Origin of the sequence: Listeria sp. ILCC797 (genome assembly GCF_900186185.1) — a bacterium.
Classification (GTDB): Bacteria; Bacillota; Bacilli; order Lactobacillales; family Listeriaceae; genus Listeria; species Listeria goaensis.
Genome location: NZ_FYBS01000004.1, coordinates 109,814 through 135,960 on the forward strand (window position 1 = coordinate 109,814; position 26,147 = coordinate 135,960).

At 39.7% G+C, this 26,147-nt stretch carries 20 protein-coding genes; 3 read left to right on the top strand and 17 right to left on the bottom strand.

The annotated features are described in order from the left end of the window. Positions 1–4: 4 nt before the first annotated feature. Positions 5–1,255 (top strand): condensation domain-containing protein, encoded by a 1,251-nt coding sequence (locus BN1609_RS05630; RefSeq protein WP_088840617.1) that lies wholly within the window; start codon positions 5–7, stop codon positions 1,253–1,255. A 146-nt stretch (positions 1,256–1,401) separates the two neighbouring features. Here the strand turns inward: BN1609_RS05630 and BN1609_RS05635 are convergent, their stop codons facing one another. From BN1609_RS05635 to BN1609_RS05680, 10 genes are all read right to left on the bottom strand, one after another. Further along, complete coding sequence (locus BN1609_RS05635) at positions 1,402–2,211, bottom strand: ZIP family metal transporter (protein ID WP_088810196.1); 810 nt, start codon at positions 2,209–2,211, stop codon at positions 1,402–1,404. A gap of 63 nt (positions 2,212–2,274) precedes the next feature. After that, the gene (locus BN1609_RS05640; RefSeq protein ID WP_088810195.1) at positions 2,275–2,502 is read right to left on the bottom strand and encodes a hypothetical protein; all 228 of its coding nucleotides are present in this window, start codon (positions 2,500–2,502) and stop codon (positions 2,275–2,277) included. A gap of 93 nt (positions 2,503–2,595) precedes the next feature. After that, positions 2,596–2,979 carry a DUF1149 family protein gene (locus BN1609_RS05645; protein ID WP_088840618.1) on the bottom strand — a complete coding sequence of 128 codons (384 nt, stop codon included), beginning with the start codon at positions 2,977–2,979 and terminating at the stop codon, positions 2,596–2,598. Positions 2,980–2,996: 17 nt separating this feature from the next. Further along, positions 2,997–3,377: a VOC family protein gene (locus BN1609_RS05650; RefSeq protein WP_088815716.1), complete on the bottom strand. Its 381-nt coding sequence runs from the start codon at positions 3,375–3,377 to the stop codon at positions 2,997–2,999. Then, a complete protein-coding gene (locus tag BN1609_RS05655; RefSeq protein WP_088840619.1) occupies positions 3,367–4,566 on the bottom strand; it encodes a multidrug effflux MFS transporter in 1,200 nt (399 codons plus the stop codon). The genes BN1609_RS05650 and BN1609_RS05655 overlap by 11 nt, the downstream gene beginning before the upstream one ends. 44 nt (positions 4,567–4,610) lie before the next feature. Next, positions 4,611–5,615 carry an inorganic phosphate transporter gene (locus BN1609_RS05660; protein ID WP_088810191.1) on the bottom strand — a complete coding sequence of 335 codons (1,005 nt, stop codon included), beginning with the start codon at positions 5,613–5,615 and terminating at the stop codon, positions 4,611–4,613. A 99-nt stretch (positions 5,616–5,714) separates the two neighbouring features. Continuing rightward, the gene (locus tag BN1609_RS05665) at positions 5,715–6,125 is read right to left on the bottom strand and encodes a peptidase (protein ID WP_088810190.1); all 411 of its coding nucleotides are present in this window, start codon (positions 6,123–6,125) and stop codon (positions 5,715–5,717) included. 5 nt (positions 6,126–6,130) lie between these two features. Continuing rightward, positions 6,131–6,532, bottom strand: a complete 402-nt coding sequence (locus tag BN1609_RS05670) for a DUF4064 domain-containing protein (RefSeq protein WP_088810384.1) — start codon at positions 6,530–6,532, stop codon at positions 6,131–6,133. 123 nt (positions 6,533–6,655) lie between these two features. Next, on the bottom strand, positions 6,656–7,087 hold the full coding sequence (locus BN1609_RS05675) for a universal stress protein (protein ID WP_088840620.1): 432 nt from the start codon (positions 7,085–7,087) through the stop codon (positions 6,656–6,658). A gap of 66 nt (positions 7,088–7,153) precedes the next feature. Then, positions 7,154–7,507 carry an iron chaperone gene (locus BN1609_RS05680; RefSeq protein ID WP_088810188.1) on the bottom strand — a complete coding sequence of 118 codons (354 nt, stop codon included), beginning with the start codon at positions 7,505–7,507 and terminating at the stop codon, positions 7,154–7,156. A 409-nt stretch (positions 7,508–7,916) separates the two neighbouring features. On the opposite strand from BN1609_RS05680, the gene BN1609_RS05685 reads away from it, so the two are divergent. Together BN1609_RS05685 and BN1609_RS05690 are read left to right on the top strand one after the other, a co-directional pair. Beyond that, entirely contained in the window at positions 7,917–8,597 is a 681-nt protein-coding gene (locus BN1609_RS05685) for a Crp/Fnr family transcriptional regulator (RefSeq protein WP_088810187.1), read from the top strand. A 20-nt stretch (positions 8,598–8,617) separates the two neighbouring features. Next, positions 8,618–10,255: a leucine-rich repeat domain-containing protein gene (locus BN1609_RS05690; protein WP_159457893.1), complete on the top strand. Its 1,638-nt coding sequence runs from the start codon at positions 8,618–8,620 to the stop codon at positions 10,253–10,255. Between the two features lie 441 nt (positions 10,256–10,696). On the opposite strand, the gene BN1609_RS05695 is transcribed toward BN1609_RS05690, so the two are convergent. The 7 genes from BN1609_RS05695 to rph all read right to left on the bottom strand — a co-directional run bounded on the left by BN1609_RS05695 (position 10,697) and on the right by rph (position 26,028). Beyond that, positions 10,697–18,811, bottom strand: a complete 8,115-nt coding sequence (locus BN1609_RS05695; protein WP_088840621.1) for an Ig-like domain-containing protein — start codon at positions 18,809–18,811, stop codon at positions 10,697–10,699. 331 nt (positions 18,812–19,142) lie between these two features. Beyond that, positions 19,143–19,574, bottom strand: a complete 432-nt coding sequence (locus BN1609_RS05700) for a DMT family transporter (protein ID WP_369821476.1) — start codon at positions 19,572–19,574, stop codon at positions 19,143–19,145. Positions 19,575–19,622: 48 nt separating this feature from the next. Continuing rightward, positions 19,623–20,072, bottom strand: a complete 450-nt coding sequence (locus BN1609_RS05705; RefSeq protein ID WP_088810392.1) for a DMT family transporter — start codon at positions 20,070–20,072, stop codon at positions 19,623–19,625. Between the two features lie 68 nt (positions 20,073–20,140). Then, positions 20,141–21,223, bottom strand: coding sequence for an excinuclease ABC subunit UvrC (gene uvrC / locus BN1609_RS05710; RefSeq protein ID WP_088816035.1), 1,083 nt, complete (start codon positions 21,221–21,223; stop codon positions 20,141–20,143). Between the two features lie 351 nt (positions 21,224–21,574). Then, on the bottom strand, positions 21,575–22,282 hold the full coding sequence (locus BN1609_RS05715; protein WP_088839270.1) for a PoNe immunity protein domain-containing protein: 708 nt from the start codon (positions 22,280–22,282) through the stop codon (positions 21,575–21,577). Between the two features lie 11 nt (positions 22,283–22,293). Beyond that, entirely contained in the window at positions 22,294–22,929 is a 636-nt protein-coding gene (locus BN1609_RS14080; RefSeq protein WP_255377322.1) for a hypothetical protein, read from the bottom strand. 495 nt (positions 22,930–23,424) lie between these two features. Further along, positions 23,425–26,028: a rifamycin-inactivating phosphotransferase gene (gene rph / locus BN1609_RS05725; RefSeq protein WP_088840622.1), complete on the bottom strand. Its 2,604-nt coding sequence runs from the start codon at positions 26,026–26,028 to the stop codon at positions 23,425–23,427. Positions 26,029–26,147: the final 119 nt, after the last annotated feature.

Sequence of the window (26,147 nt, forward strand, 5' to 3'; positions counted from 1 at the left end):
ATTTATGCCACATTACAAAGCGGAAAGTTCCGATATTAAACATCTTATTTCAAGCGAAAACCATAAAAATGATCATCATTTACATGCTTATTTAGAAGTGGAGGGGCACCTAGATTTGATGCTTCTTGAAAAAACAATCCGCTTATTGGGGAATAAATTGCCACATTTATTTTGTAAGTTTCAACAGACTAAAACTAGCGCCAAGTGGGTGGAAGCTGATTTCTCTGCCCAAAATTTCATTTCGCTTATCGAAACAGAAGACTCTAACCCCGTCATTCAACAGGCACTAACTAAAAAATTAAATATTTTAACGGGCCCACAAATTCGGGTGACGGTCATTCGTACTTCACAAAAAGATAATCTTGTCATCATTTTAAATCATATGCTCGCTGACGGCGCCGGCTTTAAACAGCTTTTATATTTACTCGCCGAATTTTACACAAAACTAGTTCAAAATCCAGATTTCACCATAAAAAAAGAAGCCCCGTCCAGAAGTTTGAATCAAGTTTTTCAAAACTTCTCGCTTGCTCAAAAATGGCATTTTTTAACAGATAAAATCACTCCAAGCCCTTCAAAAAATCCAAATTACCCGCTAAAAGGTGACGATTCGCACCCATATATTTTACGCGTTAAAGTTTCAAACGAATCATTTTCTTGGTTAAAAGCCTACGCCAAAAACCACGGGGTGACAATAAACGACTGTCTAGTCACCGCGTTTAGCATCGCCTTGCACAACAAGTTGCACACCGCAGAACTTGACATCGACTGCCCAATTGATTTGCGAAAGTTTACCAAAAAAACGCCTGACATCACAAATTTAACGGCCAATTTAACTTTTTCATTTCGCGGTAGCGATTTTGAAAGCTTGGAAACTACTTTACTCAAGAAAAAAGAAATTTTCAAAGCGAAAAAAAGCGATTTGCAACCACTCCATAAATTTTACCTACTCGAACTTATTTATAAGTTTCTCCCCTACCGTGTGTTTAAAAAACAAGTGCAAAAGCGGTACAATATTCCACAAACGAGTTTAACCAATATGGGAATTATAGATGATAAATTGCTTGATTTTGGGGGTATCACGGTTTCTGACGTTTTTATTTCGGGTTCACTCAAATTTGCGCCTTATTTCCAAGTTGCGGTTACAACTTTTCGCGGTGAACTGTCACTTTCGACAAACTTGCACGGCACTGAAGAAGATTATCGTTTCCAATTGGCCATTTTAGAGGAGCTAAAGGCAGTTTTGCCACACAAATAAAAAAACACGAAAAGTGGGAGCTTTTTCGTGTTTTTATAGTTATTGGAAAGCAAAGTTTCCAAAAAAACTATCTATATAGTTTGTGAACAAGTTCACTATCATTAAGTATACCATATTTTTCTTTAAAAGTATTAATTTAAACTTTTTTATCCGAGTGCAACGTCTAAAACCATCATCACCGCAAAGCCAGCCATTGTTGCTGCAGTGGCTAAATCCGTTGAACCTTCCACTTGCGACTCTGGAATTAATTCTTCAATCACAACAAAAATCATTGCTCCAGCAGCGAAAGCTAACGCGTATGGCAAAATTGGCGTCACAAAAACGACTAACAATGCGCCGATAACAGCGAAAATTGGTTCCACTACAGCAGAAAGTTGTCCATACCAGAAACTTTTAGCGCGACTTAAACCTTCACCGCGCAGTGGAATAGACACAGCTGCTCCTTCTGGGAAATTTTGAATTCCTATTCCTAAAGCTAATACAACAGCCGTAACAAAAGTTTCTGTGTCACCGACTAAAACGGCTCCAAAAGCGACTCCCACTGCCGCTCCTTCTGGAATATTGTGTATCGTTATCGATAAAACGAGCAAAATGCTTTTACGCAGTTTTGTTTTCGGACCCTCTTTACTCGTTTCTGGAAAGCCTAGATGGAGATGCGGAATGATGCGGTCAACTAATCTTAAAAATACGCCACCTAAAACAAAACCGACAAGCGCTGGAACAAATGAAAACCGTCCCATATCCGCACTTTGTTCAATCGCAGGGCTTAAAAGTGACCAAAAACTTGCAGCAAGCATGACACCAGCAGCAAAACCGAGCATAACATTTGTCATTTTTTGATTAAGATCTTTAAAGAAAAAAACGAGTGCGGCTCCGAGCGCCGTACACCCCCATGTAAATAAACCTGCTAAAAGAGCTAATAAGACAGGATTTAAACTTGAAAAATAAGCTATCACACAAAAAACTCCCTAAATAAAATCGATGAGGTTTAGGATTTCCCAAACCTCACAATGACTTGTTTATTCTTTATCTTTCTGAAAACCACGTTTCACGCCTTTTAGAAAGGAACCACTTGTTTTACCGATTACTTTTGCCGCTTCAAGCGACCCGTAAACTGCGATTTTGGCAGCATCTCCAAGAACTTCGCCAGCTTTTCCAGCAGCATCTGTTGCTGCTCCTCCGACTTTTTCAGAAATTTCTTTGACTTTTTCTTTATCAAACAATTTTTGCTCTTCGTTCTCTGTCATACTATCCCTCCGTTCTTGTCTTTCCTTCATCATAGCGAAAATACGTTTAACATTCAAGTCCAATTCCTAAAAAAACTGAACCCCTGCTCGGGCTCAGTTCGATTCAAAATTAAGTTGGAAGCCTGGTTCATCAAAGGCGATTTCAGTCACTTCATACGTTAAGCGTTTAATGTAGTCAACTAAAGGCGCAGAAAGTTCCGCCATTAAATGCTTTTCAAGCTCTTCTGCCGCACCAAAAAAGTCGACAATTTGAATAATCCGGCTAATATGTCCATCAATTTTGAAGCGGTCGAGTGTTAATATAAAGGGCACATCAATTTTAAACATCTTACCTGCTTCTAAAATCGATTTATCATCGCCAACTGGTTCAACTTCATTTAGCTGCACATTAATTTGGTTTTCTCCGCTAGTCTGTTCTGTCACGTTCGTTTCAAAATTATACTTTTCAACAACAATTGGATTTGTTTTAATTTCCATTTTCTTCACCTCGAAATTTATATCGTTAATTCAATCGTATTTCCTTCTGGATCCAAAATCACACTTTCATAGTAACCATCTCCTGTTGTTCGGGCCAGGCCTGCAATTTTAAATCCGTCGTTTTGAAAAATCTCGGTAAATTGATCGACCTTTTCCTTGCTGCCTAGTGAGATGGCTAGATGCGCGTAGCCAAATTGTTCCCCTTCTTTTTCTGAAACAATATCGCGACGGGTCATCAGTTCGATTCGGCAATCAGACGCCATTGTCAGAAAATAAGATGCGAAGCCTTTCGTTTCATTGACGTATTTTTCAGATGAAGTGGCCTCGAAGTATTTTTCATAAAATTGGCGCATAACTTCTAAATCTTTCACCCAAATTGCAACGTGTTCAATTTTCATGTTTGATTCGTCCCTTCTGATAAAATAGGAAAACGAAGACGGCTGCGAGCGCGCAACCTAGCATAACAAGTCCCATTGGAAGGCCTGTTTTCCCACTACCAAGCCCTACAAGTGGTGAAACAATCCCGCCGAAAAGGAAACCCATTAGACCGATTAGCGCGGATGCACTCCCTGCATTTTTTGTTTGGCTTTGCATTGCGAGCGAGGTTCCGACCGTGTTAATGATCCCAACGCTTGAGATTGCAAGGAACAACACGACAATAACAACCATTACGGGGGCTAAAAAAGCGAGTAAAAATAGCAAGGCTAGACTAGCCAAAACAGCGAGTGTGATGCCGAATTTGTAAACGCTAACTTCAGTATACCGCATGCTGAACATTCCCGCTAATTGGGAAGCGATAACAAGACCTAATCCGTTTAAAGCGAAGCATAAGCTGAACATTTGCGGCGATAAACCATAAATACTTTGTAAAACGAATGGCGAGGCCGCAATATAGGCAAACATCATGCCCGTTAAAAGGCCTTGTGGTAAGGCAAACTGCATGAAATCAGCGCTGCGAATTAATTTGCCAAACGTCACTAACGTTCCTTTTAGCCCGCCCTGTTCGCGTTCTGCTTGCGGTAGCGATTCCTTAATCATGAAAAACGATAACACGAAAAGGACAAGTCCGATTACAGTTAATAATATAAAAATCCCATGCCAGTCTGTCACAAGCAGCATGCCGCTCCCAATTATCGGTGCTAAAATCGGGCCAAGCCCATTAATTAACATTAAAAAGCTGAAAAACCGCGTTAAATTTTTCCCTTCGTAATAGTCGCGCGCAATTGCCCGGGACAGCACACTTCCAGCCCCACCAGCAAATCCTTGGATAAAACGGAGTAGGATAAATAAAATGATATTGCCTGTAAAAATACAAAGAAAGGAAATGATAAAGTATGTAAATACGCCAATGAGAAGTGGTTTTCGGCGACCGACAGCATCACTAAGCGCGCCGATGACGAGCTGGCCGGTTGCAAGTCCAATCATGCAGGCCGTCAAGCTAAGCTGTGCCATAGATGCTGCAATCCCCATGTCGTTTGCAATGTCTGGTAGCGCTGGCAAGTACATGTCGAGCGACAGCGGGCCAAACGCGGAAAGCAAGCCTAAAATAATCACTAATGAAAAAACAATTTTGTCTTTTTTCTGCATAGAATCTCCTTTAAGTCCATCAAAAATATGGCAGACACTCCCTTTTATAAGAAAAGAAAAGCCGCCACCCAGTAAACGAGCGCTGCGAGTACCCCTGCAATAGGAAGCGTAATCACCCATGTAACAAGCATGTTTTTGCCCGTCCGCCAGTTCACTTCTTTCTTGTGATTCGCGGTGCCGACGCCCATAATCGAGCTATCGATAACTTGCGTCGTGCTAACGGGAAGGTGCGTGAGCGTTGCTGTCATGATAACGGAAAGCGAGCTTATATCGGCTGCCACGCCTGTCACAGGCTCAATACGCATGATTTTCGTGCCGACGGTTTTGATAATCCGAAAACCACCAACTGACGAGCCAATCGCCATCGCTAGCGCACAGGACAGTTGAACCCAAAACGGAACGCCCGCCGTTTCTTTTAGGAGCCCTCCTGCAATAAGAGCAAGTGTAATGACTCCCATCGTTTTTTGCGCATCATTCGTCCCGTGGGCATACGCCTGAATGGCCGCTGTAAAAATTTGCGCGACTTTAAAACGCTGATTTGTTTTCGCGCGCTTCCGGTTTCTGAAAATCCATTTAAACGCCGAATAAATCAAATAGCCGACCGAAAAACCAATAATTGGCGAAATGATGAGCGCAATAATAATTGTCGTAAAACCGCCAAAATTAATAACGCTAAATCCTGCCGATGCAATTGAAGCGCCCGCAATCGCCCCAATTAGTGCGTGAGAGGAACTGCTCGGCATACCAATTAGCCAAGTAAGCAAATTCCAAATGACGGCCGCAATTAACCCGCACAAAACAACAAATTCCCCGTGCTGCAATGCGAAAGGATCCACAATACTTTTCGTCAAACTTTCTGCCACACCTGTAAAAGAAATTGCCCCTAAAAAATTCATCACAGCGGCCATTGAAATCGCGACGCGCGGCTTCAAAGCTCGCGTTGAAATACACGTCGCAACAGCGTTTGCAATATCATGAAATCCATTAATAAAATCGAAAGTAAGTCCCACAAGGACAATTAATATCGTAATCAAAATAACCGTGTCCATAACAATTTCTCCTAACAACGCTTTTTTCTCTACCTACCCTGTTTCAGTAAAAACAAAAACCCCTACTATTTGCAGGGGTTCTTTGATGTAGCATCTGTTTTAAAAATCATATTCGTCGTCATAATCATAATCGTAATCATCAAACATATTGTCATGCATGTCGTAATCGTAGTTATAACCATCGTCAAATCCATCCATCATCATCCCAAACATACCGAAAAAGCCAATGATAACAAAAATGCTCAAAACGAAGCTTATACCTGTCATAACACAACCCGTAATCAAAAGCCCCAACCCTTTTTTGGGTTCAAAGCTAGGTTTCTTCACAAACAAATAAACCAGCAAGACGATAATCACACTTGTGAATACGATAAGTAAACACCAAAGCAATGAATTCATCCCACGTCTTTCTGCATCTTTATAAATCCAGACCGCTACAATCGCGCGTGCTGCAAGCGACACTAACGCTAAAAATAATAAACCAATCGTAAATAAAAACATCATACCCATTCTGTCTATTCCTCACTCTCGTTTTCAATAGAAGGGACTTTCGGCGTTTTTTTCGTCACTGTTAAAATACCAGCTACTAAAAATAAAATCCCTTGAATGCTTGAAATTTGCAAGCCCCCTAGAACAATTAACATAATCGCATACGTTTGCACTTTCGGAACATCTTCCTTTATTTTAAATGCAGCAATAAAACCAAAAACTGCCGATGCAATTGAAATTAGAATAATCATGCCAAAAATGACAACAAATATTCCTAAAAACCATGCTGTAGTATTTCCACTCGCGAATTCTAAGCTTGCCGCAATACCCATTCCCATAAACAATGCATAGATTACGATAAAAATAGTTGTCACTATACTAAATGCTGCGCCAATGATGGTTAAAATAAACTCAGCTTGTCTGTTCATAACGCCCTCCTCTTTTTTCATCGCCTTTTTATAGTTTAGCATGGTTTCCAAGAAAATGCTCTAATTTCTATGAAAAAAATACAAAAAAGAAGGAAATCAGCCCTGATCTCCTTCTTTTTTATATTATCTAGCAATTAAAACATTGCATTTTGCGTGTTTCACAATATAAGATGAAATGCTTCCCATTAAAACTTTTTCCAAACGACTAAGTCCCATCGCCCCGCAAACAATTAAATCTGCACCATATAAATCAGGAATTTCTTCTGTTAAAAGTTTTTTCGGGTTACCGACTTCCAAAAAAGTCCCGACTGATTCTACACCTTTTTCTTTTGCGATTTGCACATACTTAGCAAGAATTTCTTCCACATCAGCTCTTAACTCAGCTTCCCATGTCCTGCCTTCTGCTGTAAATGTTGGGAATGATCGAACATCAATGACACTTGCGAGCGAAAGCGATGAACCAAATGCTTTGGCTAGATTAACTGCTTCATAAAACGCCGCCTCTGACTGGTCTGAACCATCTACCGCAACTAAAATACGTTTATAATTTGTCATGTTAATTCCTCCAATTTCAAACTTGGACTATACTCTTCTATACCTGTACTCACTTTCGTTAAAACCTTATTTTGCGCGATTTTCTTCTGTTCGGAATTTGACAATTTTTTCAATTAATTCTACAGGTAAATCTTCTTTTAGCGGAAATTGAATAGTCCCTTTTGAATATTTGTACTTTCCTTCTACATCAGCTAAAAATGTCGCTACCCCTTTTGCCCCTGGATAAAAGCCAATATGCGTTTTGTACCCGGCAAAATGAACTAAATTACCATTTAAATAAAATGTTGGAATGCCGTAACTAATTTTCTCAGTTGCTTCTGGCGCCATCTCATGAACTAGAGCACGAATCTTTTCAAGACGTTCTTTCGTTTCCCCTGAAAACTGCGCGATGTACTCATCAATATTTTGATATGCTTCCATTTCCTTCACCTCTTGTTTTAGAATACCATTTCCCCCGCAGAAAATACAATAATATCATGATAACGCTTTCGAATATCGTCCAAGTCCCATCTATTAGCTCCTCCTAGTTTGATTATCCATTTAATTCCATACAACAGCATTCCCAGCCACCCTTTTTAGTCCTATATTGAAGTCCTATTTTTAAATTTTCATTCGCTTTCTTCTATCTTATTGTTTTCGTTTCGTAGTAGTATTTGACAACGGTTGTTAGTTCTACTTATCTAAATGCATTTTTTCGAAATTTGTTCACATTTTCAAAGTTAATGAAAGAAAATTCACAGAATAGACAAATTATAGGTTAAATCAGCACTAAAGTGGGGTGCACTTTTATGTTTCACGTGGTATTATGCTAATTGAAAGGTGTGAAATTATGAATACTCTCTTTAGTACAAATGAATTCGTCCGTGCCATCAAAGTTGAACTTCCGGAAGCAATTAAAGAACTCGAAGTTCCAGCGAGAACAATTGTTTCCTTTGATGAAATGGATGTTTGTTACATTATTATATCAGGCATCGTAGAGGGATATATTAAAAGAACAATGGAAACAAAAAGCGACCAAGTATACTCCTTTTTCACAGAAGGAGATATTGTCGGATTCGGTCAAATTTTTGATGATTTTAAAGGAATGATATTTGAGACTTTGACAACAACAAAAGTCTATGCCATAAAAAAAGAAGATTTAGAGTATCTACTTTCTTTTCCGCATAACGCTCCCTTCATTTATTACATCATGAAGCGTCTCTCGTCGCACTACTATCTTAAATCTTTATTAAGCATTCGAAGCAAAGAAAATGTACTCGTCCAATGTATGTTCAACCTTAGCTACTTGTTGGATTCTAATGTTGAAAGTGCACATTTCGTTAAACTTCCAAAAGAATATACCCATACACGCCTGATGGAATATTCCACGCTATCACAAGGTGGCTTTTATAAACATCTTGATTTACTTTACAAAGATCAAATTATTTTTAAAGATGGCGCAAATATTGTTGTAGATATTACTAAAATGCGCGAATTGCACCCCGCAACTATCCCATCTTATTTAAAGTAAATAAATAGTGTTTAAAATTGTTGAAATGTTTATTAGCGTCTTTCATTATTGTAACAACAAATTTATGTGCAACATACATTGTTTTTGCAGCAGACGAGAATCTCCCACAAACATTTGATTCTCAACCTACTAATGATTTGAATGCAACAAACTTGCTGCCAAACTCCACCTATGAATCTATCTTCCCAGACGTTCATTTCCGCGAAGTTATCATGGAAGAAACCGGAGCAAGTTCAAGTACAGACATTGTGACACAAGAAGAGCTCAATCGAATAACAGATATATATGCTAACTTTTGTAACATCCGTTCCATTCAAGGCGCCGAGTACTTAAATAATTTAGTGGATCTAAATATAAGCGTCAATTCCATCACAGACATTTCACCATTAGCTCATTTAAACGCTTTAACTTCTTTAAATCTTCAAGGTAACTTTGAACTATCCGATATTTCAGCCCTTCAATACCTTACCAATTTAGAGTACTTGGATTTAGGGCAGAATATGGTTACTAATATTTCTGCTCTAGCTGGTCTAACAAAACTTAAAACTTTAAATATTGAAGGTAATCAAATTGTTGATATCTCCTTTCTTCAAAATATGCATGACTTAGAAATCTTATTTATCGGGGACAATAAGATTTCAGATATTTCGGTTTTTAAAAATTTAACACAGTTGACAGATTTGTCGATGCATACTAACAAAATTACTGATTTATCGGCTATTAAAACATTAACAAATCTAATTGACTTGAACTTTGCCGCTAATCAAGTAACAAATTTGTCCGCTCTAAGGAACATGGAAGACTTACTTTATCTCGATTTTTCAGAAAATGGAGTGTCTTCTCTAAGTGATATTAAAAATTCAACAAACCTTAAACAATTATTCGCGGTCTCAAATGAACTTACTGATGTCACAACGCTTACAAACTTCTCCCACTTAACTTATCTCGATTTAGGTTCTAACCATATTCGTGATATCTCACCTTTAAAAAATATTTTTGATGCAGGATGCTCACTTAAACTAGCCTATCAAACTATAAATTTATCAAATACAGAAATCAATCAGAACAAAGTCACTCTTCCAGCTTCCAAAACAATCGCTTATGATTTTTACAAAGAACCATTAACTGAAAACATACCCTATCCAAGTGATACATATTCTTTCACAAATGGCAATCATACTTGGGATACCTCAACTTCTATCCCAGACAAAGTCAGCATAACTTACAAAAAATCATATCCTAATTTCGTATATTCTGTCACTTTCCTGACCAAGCCAGCAGTAGATACCAATGCTCCAATCATTAGCGGTACTGATATTCGTATAGTTGCAGGTCATCCCCCGCTTACTATCTCAGAATACGAAGAACTGGCAAATATACATACAGATGATGGCTCTGAACTAACAATCACTGGCTTAAATCAAGTAGATTGGAACACAGTTGGAACTTATGAAGTCACTGTAAGCAGCACCGACCCGAACGGCAACAACGCTTCCCCGTTAACACTAAAAATAACCATTATTCCAAACACTTCTTTTGAAGAAACAACAAAAAATAGTACGCCGCCGACTACAAGCCAAAAACCAGTCCCCGTACCTTCAACTAGTCCCCTACCAAAAACAGGTGACAAATCACCACAAAAAATACAATTAATTTGACTACTTATCACCACATTATCCGGACTCATATTAATTCGTAAAAACAAATAAAAGATGATGGGAAAGCCACACCTAATATGCCTTCCCATCACCTTTTTTATTTTGCTCACCCCTTTAGAATTAACCGGTGATTTTTTGTATAAATTGATATATTGCGTTCGGAGGAAAAACCAAAAATGCATTCTTCAATACATAGTTGTTAGGAATATTTTCCAAAACAAGTTTGCAGAAGAAAAAACGTGTTACCAATTTTTCTCGTTTAGCTATATGAGAACAAGATGGCTATATGATTTCTCTCCTCTTCCCATTATGGCAAAAATATCCCCCATACACGTCTATTCAATAAAAAACCGGGCAGAAAATCTTTTTTCGATTTTCTACCCGGTTTTCATGTTCAGCTAAGAATTTATGTCCTAGCCTCTTTCTTTATTACGTTAAATTTTATCGAACCGTTACCGGTGTTTCAATAACCTGATTGTTCGCCCCGTCATAACCTATCATCGAAACTTCCATACCTGGTGTTTTCAGTAAGGCTTTCGCATAATACGTAAACGAACCATCTGCATTTACTGGAATTTTAGATTTAATGACACCTTCAACTTTAAGCGCAATATATTTCACGCCGTTTGTTGATGTTCCTGTGACATTACTTGAAGTTCCAATCGTAAAGACATCTGTTGTTAACGTTGCTGGAGCAGTTGGTGGGATCGTCACTCTATTAGAAGCCACCTCAGCTCCACCTGCAGTATAAGCTTTCATTACGATAGTATCCTGGTCACTTGTGACATAACGGCGAATATAGTATTCATATGTGCCTGAACCGTCTACTGGGATTCTAGATAGTTCTGTGTCATTCACGGTCGCGGAAATATATTTCACATTTCCAGAATACGTGCCGACTACTGAACTATCACCAAGGTTGTAAGTCTGTGCAGTAATCGCTGATGGACCACTTGGATTGATGGTTACTTGAACAGTGTCTCCAACTTCATTTCTTGAATTGTAGGCTTTCATTACAATTCGATCTGTATCACTTGTGATATAACGGCGAATATAGTATTCATATGTGCCTGACCCGTCTACTGGGATTTTAGAAAGTTCTGTGTCATTCACTGTTGCAGAAATGTATTTCACATCTCCAGAGTATGTTCCGACAATTGAACCATCTCCAAGACTATAATTATTCGCTGTAATTTCACTTGTTGTCTGAAGTTCACTTACCTCGAAAGGTGCTTCCGCTACTTGGACACTTGCGCCATTATACGCAACGACGGATACTACATCTTCTTCAGAAGTGATATTTGGTTTTGCATAGTATGAGTAAGTGCCACCTGAAACTGGGATTTTACCTAATACTGTGCCATTGACTTTCAGTGCAACATATTTCACGCTTCCTGTATACGTTCCTGTAACATACTTATCTTGGTACAAGACAAAATTATTTGCTGTAACAGTACTATCGCCTGGTGGGTTAAGAATTACATTGACTGGTTTTTCATCCACTACAACGCCTGCGACATTGTACCCTTTCACAGAAACCGTATCACCCACCGCGATCTTGCCTTTAGAGTAATAACTCCACGTGTTCGCATCTTTTACAGGGGTTTTCACGTATTCTGTGCCATTCACAACAAGGGAAACATATTTCACACTTCCTGTGAACGTTCCTTGTACGTAAGAATCTGTTGAAACGGCGAAGTAGTTCGGATTAACAGTTAAGCTTCCAACTAAACTTTCTGGTCCGAATAAGTTTACTTTCTTACGCGAAATTTCATCGCCTTCAGAATTGTAACCAATCGCATAAACTTCATCTGTTGCCGCATCTGTAATGTCTCGTCGTGCATAATATTGGAAAGTTCCATCTGCCGCAACTGGAATTCTAGAAAGAGTCGTTCCGTTTACAGAAATGGCGACTTTTGTTACAGAACCTGTATAGGTTCCTTTCACATATGCATCAATTCCCACAACAAAGCTATCTGGAGCTACTGCCCCAATTTTTAATTGTCCATCTTTTAATGTTACTCGTTTACGATCCAGTTCTTTATTCGTTGAATCTAGACCTACAAGATAGACTGTTTGTGTTGTACTTGTAATGTCATTTTTCGCATAGTACTCGAAACTTCCTGTTACAGGAATAGTCACTTTCTTAGCGCCATCTACTTCCAAGTAAACTTTCGTCACATCGCCAGCTACTTCCGCTTTAACGCGTGTATCGTAACCAACATAGTACGCATCTTTCACCGTCACCGTTCCATTTGAAGCTCGTGTAACGGTTGTGTTCGCACTTGCTGATTTCCCATTTTTCGTTGCGGTTGCAGTGACAACAACGTCAGCCGCTTGTTTTGGAATGGTAATGCTGTAATGACCACTAGCATCTGCTTTTCCTGTTGCAATCGTAGTGTTACCTACTTTAATAGTTATATCTGCATTCGGTTCTGCCGTTCCTTCTGCTTTTGTAGAATCAGAATTTAAGGCATTAATTGTCGTTGGCGCAATATTACCTTGTGCAACCGTAGTATTCGCACTTTCTGTTTTGCCTTTCGCTGTTGCACTTGCCGTTACGACCGTTCCAAATGCTTGTTTTGGAATAGTTAACATATACGTTCCATCAGAAGCTACCGTTCCACTTGCAATTTGGTTGTTGTTTTGATCTTTAATCACAATCGTTGCGTTTGGTTCTGCTGTTCCTTCTGCTTTCACAGAATCCGTTGTAAGTGAATTAATCGTCGTTGGTGCAATATTACCTTGTGTGACGGTTGTATTCGCACTTGAAGATTTACCATTCTTCGTTGCGGTTGCCGTTACAACCGTATTGACTGCTTGTTTTGGAATCGTAATGCTATATGTGCCGTTCGCTTGAACAACACCACTTGCAATTTGGTTGTTGTTTTGATCCTTAAATACAATCGTTGCGTTTGGTTCTGCGGTTCCTTCTGCTTTCACAGAATCTGTTGTAAGTGGATTAATTGTTGTTGCAGCAATATTACCTTGTGTGACGGTTGTACTCGCACTTGCTGTTTTTCCACTCGCACTTGCCGTTGCCGTTACCACAGTTCCAACAACTTGTTTTGGAATTAAGAGAAGATACGTACCATCTGATGCTACTCGGCCACTTGCAATTTGATTATCATTTTGATCTTTAATCACAATCGTTGCATTTGGCTCTGCGGTTCCTGCTACTGATGTAGAGTCCGTTGTCAAAGCACCAATTGTTGTCGGCGCAATATCTCCTTGAATAACGGTTGTGTTTGCACTCGCTGACTTACTATTTTTCGTTGCATCAGCTGTCACAACTACTCCAGCCGCTTGTTTTGGAATGGTGATGCTGTAGTTTCCATTCGCATCCACTTTTCCTGTTGCAATCGTAGTGTTACCTACTTTAATAGCCATATCTGCGTTTGGTTCTGCTGTTCCTTCTGCTTTCACAGAATCTGTCGTTAAGCTATTAATTGTCGTTGGTGCAAGGTTACCTTGAGTAACCGTTGTATTCGCACTTGCTGTTTTTCCATTTGCACTTGCTGTCGCGGTTACGACTGTTCCAAATGCTTGTTTTGGAATCGTAATACTATACGTACCGTCTGATGTTACTCGGCCGCTTGCAATTTGATTATCATTTTGGTCTTTAATTACAATTGTTGCATTCGGCTCTGCGGTTCCTTCCGCTTTCACTGAATCTGTTGTTAATGCATTAATCGTTGTTGGGGCAATATTGCCTTGGGTAACTGTTGTACTCGCACTTGCTGTTTTTCCACTTGCACTTGCTGTTGCCGTTACTACAGTTCCAACAACTTGTTTTGGAATCACTAGAAGGTACGTGCCATCTGACGCTACACGACCACTTGCTAATTGATTATCATCTTGATCTTTAATCACAATCGTTGCATTTGGCTCTGCTGTTCCTGCTACTGATGTAGAGTCCGTTGTCAAAGCACCAATTGTTGTCGGCGCAATATTACCTTGAGTAACCGTAGTACTTGCACTCTCTGTTTTTCCACTTGCACTTGCTGTTGCAGTTACAACCGTTCCAACTGCTTGTTTCGGAATTAAGAGAAGGTACGTACCATCTGACGCTACACGACCACTTGCTAACTGATTGTTATTTTGATCTTTAATCACAATCGTTGCATTCGGCTCGGCTGTTCCTTCGGCTACTGTAGAATCCGTTGTCAAGGCACCAATCGTTGTTGGCGCAATATTGCCTTGGGTAACCGTTGTGTTCGCACTTGCTGATTTGCCATTCTTCGTTGCGGTTGCCGTTACAATCGTACCAGCAGCTTGTTTCGGAATCGTAATGCTATAGGCTCCACTTGCATTAGATGTACCCGTTGCAATCGTCGTTTGGCCGGCTTTTATTGTAATTGATGCATTTGGCTCTGCTGTTCCTTCTGCTTTCACAGAGTCCGTTGTTAACGCATTAATCGTTGTCGGCGCAAGGTCTCCTTGCGTTACCGTTGTGGTTGCCGTATTCGATGTTACACCATTTTTTGTTGCCGTTGCTTCCACAACTGTTCCAACTGCTTGTTTTGGAATCGTAATGCTGTAATGACCACTAGCATCTGCTTTTCCTGTTGCAATTGTTGTTTGACCGACTTTAATTGTCATATCCGCGTTTGGTTCAGCCGTTCCTTCTGCTTTCACGGAATCGGTTGTTAGACTGTTAATTGTCGTTGCGGCAATCGCTCCTTGAGTGACTGTTGTGGTTGCCGTATTTGATGTTTTGCCATTTTTTGTTGCCGTTGCCTCAACAACTGTTCCAACTGTTTGTTTTGGAATCGTAATGCTGTAGGCTCCACTTGCATTAGATGTACCCGTTGCAATCGTCGTTTGACCGACTTTTATTGCAATTGATGCATTTGGTTCCGCGGTTCCTTCTGCTTTTACAGAATCCGTTGTTAACGCATTAATCGTTGTCGACGCAAGATTTCCTTGCGTGACTGTTGTATTCGCACTCTTCGTTTGGCCGTTCTTCGTTACAGCTGCCGTGACAACTGTTCCAACGGCTTGTTTTGGAATGGTAATGCTGTAGTTTCCATCAGAACCTACTTTTCCACTCCCGATTTGCGTATTGTTTTGGTCTTTAATCACAATATCTGCATTTGGTTCCGCTGTTCCTTCTGCTTTTACGGAATCCGTTGTTAATGCATTAATCGTTGTATCTGCAATAGTAGCAACTAGTGGTACTCTTGTTCTTGCAATTTCAAGATTTTCTGAGTTATAACCAATCGCATAGACTTCATCTGTTGCTGCATTTGTGATATCTGTACGTGCATAATATTGGAAGGTACCATCTGTTCCAACTGGAATCTTCGTAAGAGGCGTCCCATTTACAACAAGTCCTACTTTGACAACAGAACCTGTGTATGTTCCGCGTACATAAGAATCTGCACCACCAACAACAAAGGTATTCGGTGTAATCGTTCCAACTTTTAAGTCGCCATCTTTCAACGTCACACGTTTCCGATCTAATTCTTGATTGGATGCATCAAGACCAACTAAATACGCGACTTGATTCGTATTTGTTATCACGCCTTTTGCATAATATTCAAAGCTTCCTGTAACAGGAATGGTTGATTTTCTAACACCATCTACTTCGAGATACACTTTTGTAATATCCCCTGTTACTTCGGCTTGAATGCGACTGTCATAGCCCACATAGAAGTCTTCTTTCACCGTTACGGTTCCCGTATGTTCACGCGTAACTTCAGTAGAGGCACTCGATGTTTTTCCATTTGCAGTGGCTGTCGCCGTTACCATTGTCCCTTCTGCTTGTACAGGGATAGTGAAACTATAACGTCCGTCAGAACCTGCAGCTCCTTGGGCAATCGTTGTCGTACCTGCTTTAATCACCATGCTTGCATTCGGTTCCGCAGTTCCTTGTGCAATCGTTGATGTTGTTGTTAATGGATCAATCGTCGTTTGTGCAATTGTTGCGCCCGCTGTTACGGTCGTATTTGCACTCGATGTTTTTCCGTTCGCTGTTGCAGTAGCTGTGACAACTGTTCCCACACTTTGTTGTGGAATCGTCAAGCTGTATTTCCCATCAGAGCCTACTTTTCCACTTGCAAGTTGCGTATTGTTTTGGTCTTTAATCACAATATTCGCGTTTGGCTCAGCCGTTCCTTCTGCTTTTACAGAATCCGTTGTTAACGAATTAATGGTAGTTTGCGCAATACGATCATTGATGACTGTTGTATTTGCACTTGATGTCTTACCATTCGATGTCGCGGTTGCTGTTACAACTGTTCCAGCTGCTTGTGGTTGAATCGTCACCGTGTAAATTCCATCAGAACCAATTCTTCCACTTGCAATTTGGTTGTTATCTTGATCTTTTAGAACGATTGTTGCGTTTGGCTCACCAGCCCCTGAAGCCGTTACGGATTCAGTATTTAATGGGTTAATGGTAGTTTGCGCAATACGATCATTAGTAACGACCGCAACGGCACTCTCTGTTTTTCCATTTTTAGTTGCTGTCGCTGTGACGATCGTTCCAACCAATTGTTTCGGAATCGTCACACTATAAATACCATCAGAACCTACTGTTCCACTCGCAATTTGATTGTTATTTTGATCTTTAAACACAATCGGCGCATTTGGTTCTGCAGTACCTTCTGCTTTCACAGAATCTGTGTTCAATGGGTTAATCGTTGTTTTCGCGATACTACCTTGAGTGACGGTTGTGTTGGCACTCGATGTTTTCTCGCCAATTGTCGCGGTTGCCGTTACAACTGTTCCGACTGTTTGTTTCGGAATGGTAATGTCATAGCGACCATCAGAACCCGCTTGCCCCGTCCCAATTGTACTCGAACCTACTTTAATCACTACATTCGAGTTAGGTTCAGCGGTTCCTTGTGCTTTTATCGAATCCGTTGTTAACGCATTAATCGTTGTTTGCGCAAGGTTCCCTTGTGAAACGGTTGTATTCGCACTCGATGTTTGACTATCTTTTGTTGCCGTTGCCGTTACAATTGTTCCTACGGCTTGTTTTGAAATCGTCAAGCTATACGTGCCATCAGAAGCCACTTGACCATTAGCCAGTTGGTTATTATTTTGATCTTTAATCACAATAGCCGCATTTGGTTCAGCGGTTCCTTCTGCTTTTATTGAATCTGTTGTTAAGGAATTAATTGTGGTTTGCGCAATAGCTCCTTGTGTGACGGTCGTATTCGCACTCGACGTTTTGCCAGCTAATGTAGCTGTTGCGGTAACGATTGTTCCTACGGCTTGTTTTGGAATACCTAAGCTGTAATTACCATCAGCGGAAACCCTACCTGTTGCAATTGTATTTCCACCAACTTTAATCGTAATATCTGCGTTGGGTTGGGCAGTTCCTTCTGCAAGAGTAGAATTAGTCGTTAACGCGCCAATAGTTGTTTGCACAAGATTCCCTTGTGTAACAATTGTAGAATCGCTTTCTGTCTTACCACCTTTTGTTGCCGTTGCCGTTACAGTTGTTCCCACCACTTGCTTCGGAATGGTTACACTGTACGTACCACTTGCGGTTACAGTACCAGTTGCAATTTGATTGTTGTTTTGATCTTTAAACACAATGCTTGCACCTGGTTCAGCTGTTCCTTCTGCTTTTATTGAATCCGTTGTTAAAGGATTGATGACTGTTCGTGCAATATTGCCTTGGGTAACTGTTGTATTTGCACTTGCTGTTTTATCATTCTCTGCTGTCGCAGTTGCCGTTACAACCGTTCCTGCGGCTTGCTTCGGAATAGTTACACTGTACGTACCATTAGCGGCTACATCGCCACTTGCAATTTGATTGTTATTTTGATCTTTAAACACAATCTTTGCATTTGGCTCAGCTGTTCCTTCTGCTTTTACAGAATCTGTTGTTAGTGCATTAATCGTTGTCGGCGCAATTTCTGCATCTAAATCGACAATGCTAAAATCGCTCATTTGAATGGTCCCATTCGTTGTTTCAAACATAACGTGAGACTTGTCTGAAAGTGCTGTAAATGTACCAGTTGTTAATTGACCGTCAGCATTTGCAAAGCCATAAGGACTGTTATGATGAGAGTAGAGTGCATCGCGATCGGTTACATTCGGGAAATAATTGTCCCCATTATTAACAGCCACCTCTACTTTTCCAGTTCCCCCAGTTGGCGTAACTCTATATTGAATTCGATAGTTATGTCCTGCCACCGTGTCGAAACCTTGACCTATCCCAAAAGATGTAGCGTAAGGTTGTGTTTGATTAGCACGTATTTGACCTATTCCATTCCCAGAGAATTTAGCGGCATAATTATCATTATTCCACGTATATTCCCAACCATCTTGAGATGTTCCCCAACCAGGCCTTGTTAAATTACCTGTATTTGGTACACCAATCCAATAGATAGGATACCACTTTAGTTTACTGCTGAAACTTGCATCCACAAGATTTCCGCTACCTGCTTCCAAATTGGCTTTAAGATTATTTACGCCAGCATTAGCTGCATCTGCCGTTACTACATTAAACGGTATCGATGTCGCAATAGTCGACGCAAAAACAGTTGCTGCCACTGTACTAAGTGCAATTTTTTTCAACTTTGATTTTTTGATCTTCAAATTGTCAATTCTCCTTCTTAATTGTTTTTTGAACATAATAAAAGATAGAAAATTTACATTAGGGTTCTAATCCCTAAACTCTTTTCTACTAAATCGCTTCCCGTCTATAGATATCTAATTTTTTCGTCAATCCTCCTCTTCTAAAACAAATTGATATTCTATACTTTTTCATAGTAACACTTAAAATCTATTGAAAATGGCTATAAAAATAGATTTTCCAATTGATTTTTTGTAAATTCTGTGACAAAATGACACAACTAAACTTCAAACAGCAAAAAAAGCGAGAAAAATAAATTTCTCACTTTTTTTCGTTATTTTATACCTTTTTAAATCAGAATTTTTGAATTAGAATAACGCCTATCAGCATAATAAGAACCCCTAAAACACGGTAGCGATTAATCGGATGGCGGATAACTCCGAACCAGCCGAAATGGTCAATTAAAAGAGCGATGAGCATTTGACCACAAATCGCGAGAACAACAACCATTGCGGAGCCGAGCACTGGCAGAAGCAGGATATTAGACGTGATGAAGAAAACGCCCATTAGGCCGCCTGTGAAAATCCACCACGGTACTTTTCCGACACCGCGAAGTTTAAAAGTGACTCTTTTCTCAACGACAAGGCAAATGATGAAAAGCGCGATTGTTCCGACTGAAAACGAGATTAGCGAAGCGACAAACGGAGACCCGACGGCTTCGCGAAGTTTTCCGTTGATGGACGTTTGAACGGGCGACATCATTCCAGCGAAAAAGCCCATCATCATGAATAAAAATACTGTTTTTGGAGCTTGTTTAACCAAATGAATCCCTCCCTAAAATCTTTGCATCAAAAAGACGCCGAAAAACATGAGTAACACTCCAATGAGTCGTTCGGGGTTTAGTTCATGGACAGGCAAATTGAACCAGCCGAACTGGTCGATTAAAATTGCCATAATCATTTGTCCACAAACGGTCACCATAACGGTTAATGCCGCGCCTAATTTTGGTAAAAGTAAAATGTTATTCGTTAAGAAAATGATGCCGAGCACACCGCCGCCAAACCAAATCCACCATGGGCTTGTAGCGATGGCCTCGCTAAACACACTATAATCACGAAATGTAATTAATGAAATAATAAGTAAAACGGTGCTGCCGACTGCAAATGAAACGAATGATGCGATGAACGGTGATTGTGTGTACCCTTTTAAACGCGTGTTTACAGATGTTTGAACGGGCAGCATCATGCCAGCTAGAATACCGGCTAGTAAGTAAAAAGCAATCAATTTTTTTCCTTCTCCCTCTCTAATTCACTCACTTAGTTTACGCGTAAATATGCCATTTGTAAACACCATTACTGTTCAGCATATTCAAGCATTTTATAATGCGCATCTAACGCGCTTTTGGCATTTTCATAAACAAGATTTAATAGTGCTTTCTTTTCGCCTTTTTTAGGCGTGCGGACTTTGATTTCGAGCGTTTCTGCTAATAATTTCGCGTTTAATTGTTCTGGGATGAGTAGTTCTTTTGGTTTTAAATGGTTGGGATGCGAATAAAATGTGACGAGGTAGCTTTCGACCATTTCTTCGAGGTCCGTTGTATACTCAAATACTTTTGCGGTTCGGCCAACGATGGCGCCATTTCGAACGAAGAAAACTTGAACGGCGAGAGCCGCTTCTCCGGCGACAAAATTGGCTACGTCTCGGTGGCCAAAATCGCGGGTGATTACTTTTTGTTTTTCGGTAAGGCGTTCTAACACGCTTAAAAGTTCATTTGTTTCTTTGGCTCGTTCAAATTCGAGCGCCTCCATTTGGCTTGCCATACGCATTTTCATTTCCCGTTTGACTTCTGTTTGTCCGCCGTTTAAAAAGTGCCTAATCTTTTTGATTTGCCTTGTATACTCTTCTTGACTCACATTTCTAGCACAAGGGCCAATACACATGCCTAAATGATAGTAAAAACATGGTCGGCCTCGCTTTCCTGAACAATAACAGAGGGGGTAAAGTTTTTGTAGCAATTCAAGGGTTTCTGTTGCCATGTAACGGCTTGCGTATGGTCCAAAGTAATGGGCACCGTCTTTTTCGATGTCTTTTGTGAGCTCAAGATGCGGGTTTTTTTCGTTTGTGATTTTAATGTAGAGATAGCGGATTTCTTCTTTCAACATGACGTTATAGGGCGGCTGATATTTCATGATGAGCGTCATTTCGAGCAGAAGTGCCTCTTGTTCGGTGTCTGTAAGAATAAGTTCAAAATCGTGGATATGGTGAACTAAACGTTTTGTTTTCCCAATTTGCGTTTTTGTAAAATAGGATTTTACACGTTTTTTTAAGTTTTTTGATTTTCCAATATATAAAATTTCGCCTTTTTTGTCGCGATACATGTAGCAACCTGGCGACTCTGGCAAAGTTTTGAGTTTTTGCTGCAACTCGCTATTCATTTGACGACCTCCAAAAACGTACGTTCGCCCTTTTATTTTAGCCCTTTCGGATAGTTTTGTAAAGACGAGACAGGAAATGTCTTTTGTCAAATTGAGTTGTTTATTCAAATTCGCTCACTTTATATTGAAATAAATGTGAAAGTATATGATAATATTATATTCAACCATTATCCTCTATATGTAAAATATAAAATAATCTTGTAAGTTCTATAAACTATACTGGTATCTTAACCTACTCTACTATCATATACTTTCATACATCAAATAAAACAGCTCTTTATCCGCAAATTTGGATAAAGAGCTGTTATTATCGAATTCATTTTCTACTAATCTTAATACATCTCTTATGATTTATTTATACTTCACTAGGTCATAAGGATAATAATTAACATTTTGGAGCTCCGCATCATCAAGTTGCATAATTTTAGCAACTGCCCCACTTTCATAACTCCAATATCCGTTATAGATAGCATGAGGGCTTTTATGTGAATTATACCAACCGGCATCACGATGACCTTGATACCATTCTTTTTCCACATATTGCTTCAGTAATGTTTCCGCTACCTCTTTAGTTTGAGCTTGCGTCACAGCTTTTAAAGTTTCATATGGTCTAGTGAATGCAAGTTCATTAGTTTTCACCCATGAATTATCTACACTATGAAACATATAATCAATCAGAAAATCATGAAAACCTTCTCTTTGTACTAACTGCTGCAATATTTCAAGCTCTTTAGTCTCCTTTAAGAGTATTCCAAGTGAAACAGCTTGAAGTAATTGTATATAACTTCCAGTTTCTTTATCCCATGTTGAATCAAGTGTTTCAACAAAGTAAGAATAAACTTCTTTAATCTCATTTTGGGTTTTACCCATTGAATATAGCGAGTTTATTTTATCAAGATAATAGTTGGATAAAATTATATTAGCAGTCCTCACCCTCGGACTATTTTTTCCATATTCATCTATAATTATGAGTTTCATATCAGCATATTTCTTTATCAATCTATTTATTTCATTGACACGATTTTCAAAGTACAGAGTATCTTTAATAGTATCTCTCATAACGTTCTCCTTTACTGTTTTATTTTTTTACCTGCTGAATCTAAAATACTCTCAACAGCATTCCCATTTACATCAATATTTACTAATATCGATTGAACATTTTCAGGATGCATTAATAATTCATCTTTTATTAATTCGGCAATTTCTGGACCAACCGCTTTTTCTAATCTATTACTTCCTAATATCCAACTTTCACTCGTTTGCAAGCCATCTTGTGTTTGTTTTAATTGAGATGTATTAAACTTGGCTTCCGCAATAATATATTTTGGAGGTGGTGATGCACATTCATAGACTCCATCAATTCCCGTTTGAAGTTTATCATTCAATGTAGTCACACGCTTTCCTATCCGTGTCGCGTCTTTCAAATCTTCTATATAGTTATCCGCAACCATTTCACCAAAATTACCTTTTACTTTACTGCTATCTAGTAACGTATTCCCATTTTTCACATCATCAATTACTTGATATTGCTTTAACTTATCTGGATTGATAAATTCATCACTTTGAGTCACGATTTTCGCATTCTTCAGTATCTTATTCAACCCAAATCCAGCAATCATAAAAGCAATATCTGTACCTGCGCTCAAGATGACTTCGTTTCGCTCTGCTTGCGTTAATGGATTTCCATTCACATCTAAACCGCTCAATGCGTGATAAGCATCCTTCGCTGTCAGAACAGTTCCTGATACAGTAGCCGCTGTAGCCGAAATTGAACTAACTGCTGTTGGAACTGCAAAACCTGCTGCTCCAGCCGTCGCAATAATTACTCCTCCAATACTTATCTTCTTTCGGATTAAGTTCTGAAAATCACAATTTAATTATATACAAATTAATACTATCTGACAAATCGTTATGTAGTATCGACAGACACTCAAATTTCAGAAATAAATTACGATAAAGTAACAAAAAACTCATCAGTAACATTTTGAATTTACTGATGAATTTTTTGTTACTTATATTTCTTATTTATGTAATATTTCGCCATTCTCTCTATTTGCAGCCTTTATAAAAAGCCGAAAAGCAGGAAGTCTTTTCGGCTTTTCCATTTGTCTGGAAATCAAATAATTATTTGGAATTACAGTGTAACCATGTAGGAACCTGCTTTACTTCATTTTTTGAATCTTACAACAGCCAAATACACCCTACAAAATCTCAATATAACCTTTCGTGCCATTTACGCGGATCATTTGGCCGTCTTTGATTTGGCTGGTTGCGCCGTCTACGCCTACAACTGCCGGGAGGCCATATTCGCGTGCAATGACGGCGCCGTGTGTCATCAAGCCGCCGACTTCTGTCACTAAACCTTTAACCGAAACGAATAAAGGGGTAAAGCTTGGGTCGGTGAATGTTGTTACAAGAATGTCTCCTGGTGCGAGTGCCGCGTCTTCCATTTTCGTAATGATTCGGGCCCGACCTTCTACAACACCTCTTGAAACGGCAAGTCCGGGAATAGCGCCGTCAGGTAAGTTGTCCATTTTATATTCACCTGTTACCACTTCGCCTTCTGAGGTCATCACCCTAGGCGGCGTAAGCGTTTGATACCAGTCGTATGCCAACTTTCTTTCTCGGATGATTTCATCGCCTAATATCTTAGTTTCAAAAACTTTTTTTAGCTCGGAAAGCGTCACATAATAAATATCATCCGCTTGGCTGATAATTCCTTCTGTGACGAGTTTTCTTGCTTCATTTAGCAAGGCTTGTTTGTAAACAAAATAATGCGTGACCATGACGTATTTTGGATATTCACGAAACCCACTAAACGTGCGTAGTGTCGCAATGACTTTTTTTGTTTCCACAACTTTTTCTGCGCCATTTGGCTTTTTAGCGAGGCGTTCTAAAAGTGACTTTTTCTTATTTAAAACTTCTTTTAAGCCATTTTCATATTTTTCTTGGCGCGCACCTTTTTCAAAATTTTTCAAGTTACTCAAAATCATTGGGATAAGAATCTCGGGTTCCTCGCTCCACCTAGGTTTCGTTAAATCAATTTCCCCAACGCAGCGCATACCATACACTTGTAGATAGTCTAATAAGGCGGCGCGCACTTCTTCTCCCCCTTTAAACCGAGGAAGCTCTTCTAAGAAATTTTTAGTGCTCACTTGTTCTAAAAAGGTGATGATTTCAGGGTACGGGCGAATGACATCGGCTACATCAAGAAGTGCGAGCCCCATTTCTGATGTGATGTTGTCTGGAAGCGATTGCGACAGCACGTCAGCCACATTTTCCTCACCCAGCCACTCATTCATTTTGTCATTTAACCAGGCGGCTGAATCCATTGCGGCCATAATGGCAGCCATTGTTTCTTTTTGCGCTAAGAAACCTTTCACTTTGGCAATGTCCGCTTGAATAAAGTCAATTAAGTCTGCACCAGAATACTTATTTATTTCAGTTTTCAGTTTGGAAAGTGCGTTTTCGCTTGCGTTCACTAATTTCACTACGGTTTCTGGATCTAATTCGCTCGTTTTTGGGACTGCAGCAAGTTTTTTCTGCTTATTTTCATCTATTTTAGTTTCATCGAATTCATCGTTTATTTCAACAAAATTATCACGTTTCAAAATGGTTTGGAGTGCATCTTTTGTTAGCGGTTCGGAACTGAATGATTCTAAAATCGCATACCTGCTTTCTGGAGCAAGGAGTCTTGGCAACACGTCAACAAATAAACGGCCACCTGCTTGGAAGCGCTCGCCAAATGACGTTTCCACATAAACGGACATGCCAAGTGGCAAAAGGGAATCGGTCATCATTTGCTGGTGCCCAACTGACAAATAAATTCGCTTCGTCTCATCTGGATTTTCCGGAAGCGGAAACAGCGTTGTAATTGGGCGACTTTGTACGATGAAAAATTGGTCATCAAATCGGCACCATTCTATGTCTACTGGATAGTCGAAATGCTGTTCAATTTGCTTACCGAGTTCTGTGAGCTCAGCAATTTGTGTTTCCGTTAATACTGGTCTATCCTGCTCGCGCTTACTAAGCGCTACTTTTCGAACTCCTTTTTCCTCCTGAGTAAAAAAAGCTACCTCTTTTTGCGCGACCAGCTGAGAGGTAACTTTGCCCCGCTTGATGCGGTAAACGTCCGCCTGAACTTGCCCAGAAACAAGTCCTTCTCCCAAACCGTAACTTGCATCGATTGTCGCGACCGAGCGATTGCCGGAAAGTGGATCTGCTGTGAAAAGTACTCCCGCGGCCTCTGCTGGCACAAGTTTTTGAATGACGACAGCGAGTTCCACGTGTTGCGAAAACCCGTTCTGCATGCGGTAGCTAATCGCTCTTTCATTATACAGTGAAGCCCAGCACTTACGAACATGTTCTAAAATGGCCGCTTCTCCGGTGATATTTAAAAATGTATCTTGTTGGCCTGCAAATGAAGTGCCTGGCAAGTCTTCTGCTGTGGCGCTTGAACGCACGGCGAAGGCCGTGTCTCCCTCATAGGAATGAAGTTGCGCTATAATTTCATTTGCCACTTCATTTGGGATGGCTTGATTTAACATGAGGTTTCGGAGCTCTTGGCCAGTTTCGCGAATGGCATTTTGTTGCCCGATTTCAAGGCTAGCCAATTGGTTTAGTGTTTGTTCTATTTCGCTTGAAGTTGTCATCATTTTTTTGAAAGCTTCTGTTGAGATGCAAAATCCTTCTGGGACGCGTACACCTTGTATACGACAAAGCTCACCTAGATTCGCTGCTTTTCCTCCAACAAGAGCTATATCTTTTTGACTAACCTCTTTAAGATTATAAACAAATGGGCGCATTTGATTTCCTCCTCGTTTTCGAAGTAGACTTATTATAGCAAGCAAAATTCTTAATAAACAGTCTATAATTCGCATTTTTTATCTGTTATAATTAAACTAGAGATACAGAATTCTTTCAT

What these genes read in the sequence shown, in the direction of transcription:
- BN1609_RS05630 (WP_088840617.1), top strand. Translation starts at nt 5, where the DNA reads ATGCCACATTACAAAGCGGAAAGTTCCGATATTAAACATCTTATTTCA.
- BN1609_RS05640 (WP_088810195.1), bottom strand. Translation starts at nt 2,502, where the DNA reads ATGACAGAGAACGAAGAGCAAAAATTGTTTGATAAAGAAAAAGTCAAA.
- BN1609_RS05645 (WP_088840618.1), bottom strand. Translation starts at nt 2,979, where the DNA reads ATGGAAATTAAAACAAATCCAATTGTTGTTGAAAAGTATAATTTTGAA.
- BN1609_RS05650 (WP_088815716.1), bottom strand. Translation starts at nt 3,377, where the DNA reads ATGAAAATTGAACACGTTGCAATTTGGGTGAAAGATTTAGAAGTTATG.
- BN1609_RS05655 (WP_088840619.1), bottom strand. Translation starts at nt 4,566, where the DNA reads ATGCAGAAAAAAGACAAAATTGTTTTTTCATTAGTGATTATTTTAGGC.
- BN1609_RS05660 (WP_088810191.1), bottom strand. Translation starts at nt 5,615, where the DNA reads ATGGACACGGTTATTTTGATTACGATATTAATTGTCCTTGTGGGACTT.
- BN1609_RS05665 (WP_088810190.1), bottom strand. Translation starts at nt 6,125, where the DNA reads ATGGGTATGATGTTTTTATTTACGATTGGTTTATTATTTTTAGCGTTA.
- BN1609_RS05670 (WP_088810384.1), bottom strand. Translation starts at nt 6,532, where the DNA reads ATGAACAGACAAGCTGAGTTTATTTTAACCATCATTGGCGCAGCATTT.
- BN1609_RS05675 (WP_088840620.1), bottom strand. Translation starts at nt 7,087, where the DNA reads ATGACAAATTATAAACGTATTTTAGTTGCGGTAGATGGTTCAGACCAG.
- BN1609_RS05680 (WP_088810188.1), bottom strand. Translation starts at nt 7,507, where the DNA reads ATGGAAGCATATCAAAATATTGATGAGTACATCGCGCAGTTTTCAGGG.
- BN1609_RS05685 (WP_088810187.1), top strand. Translation starts at nt 7,917, where the DNA reads ATGAATACTCTCTTTAGTACAAATGAATTCGTCCGTGCCATCAAAGTT.
- BN1609_RS05700 (WP_369821476.1), bottom strand. Translation starts at nt 19,574, where the DNA reads ATGATGATGGGCTTTTTCGCTGGAATGATGTCGCCCGTTCAAACGTCC.
- uvrC (WP_088816035.1), bottom strand. Translation starts at nt 21,223, where the DNA reads ATGAATAGCGAGTTGCAGCAAAAACTCAAAACTTTGCCAGAGTCGCCA.
- BN1609_RS05715 (WP_088839270.1), bottom strand. Translation starts at nt 22,282, where the DNA reads ATGAGAGATACTATTAAAGATACTCTGTACTTTGAAAATCGTGTCAAT.
- rph (WP_088840622.1), bottom strand. Translation starts at nt 26,028, where the DNA reads ATGCGCCCATTTGTTTATAATCTTAAAGAGGTTAGTCAAAAAGATATA.